An 801-nucleotide genomic window follows, 5' to 3' on the forward strand; every position below is an offset into this window, starting at 1 on the left:
ATGTATATCAAAGTAAGAGAACATAATCGTGTTGTATCTAAAGCTGTATATATCGCAACGGCCGTTGACCAGAACAATAGACGTGAAATTCTAGGTTTAAGAGTAGATCATGGGGAGAGCACTGAAGCCTGGCAACGATTTTTCCAATACCTAAAGTCAAGAGGACTACAATCACCTAAGCTAGTTATTTCTGACGCACATCAGGGGTTAAAGTCGGCCATTGGTACAGAGTTTGTTGGATCCTCTTGGCAAAGATGCACAGTGCATTTCAAAAAGAATATCATTACGCATATGCCAAAAAAAGGCATGGACGAAGTGAAAATGGGTTTAAAAAGAATATTTGAGGTAACGACCATTGAAGAGGCAAGAAAATATAAAAATGAGTTCATTGAGCAATTTGGAGATAATCCAAAACTAGAAAAAGCGATAGAGATATTAGAAGAAGGCTTCGAAGATGCCATTCAATATTTAAATGAGAAACCAAATTACCATACGCATATTCGAAGTACAAACTCGTTAGAAAGAATCAATGAGGAAGTCCGGAGAAGAGAGAAGGTAATTAGAATATTTCCTAATACACAATCCGCATTCCGATTAATTGGTGCGGTCTTAATGGACTATGCCGAGGAAGTAAGAAGAAGAATAATTCGGGACCAAAAAGAGAAGAAATAGCAACCGCGAAGAGCGAATTTTTTGTGTACTGGAAGGGGGGTACCCCCCTTCCAGTACACAAAAAATAAATCAGCTGCTTAACATTGTTTTTCATCAGGAATGAATTTACACATAATAATGGGCTTGACT

At 37.8% G+C, this 801-nt stretch carries 1 protein-coding gene; it reads left to right on the forward strand.

Annotated elements, in window-relative coordinates:
* Positions 1-672 (forward strand): IS256 family transposase (locus tag FS608_RS29715; RefSeq protein ID WP_144556150.1); only part of this gene is annotated, 672 nt, incomplete at its 5' end.
* Between the last annotated feature and the right edge of the window lie 129 nt (positions 673-801).

It is taken from the genome of Bacillus sp. X1(2014), from assembly GCF_007678255.1.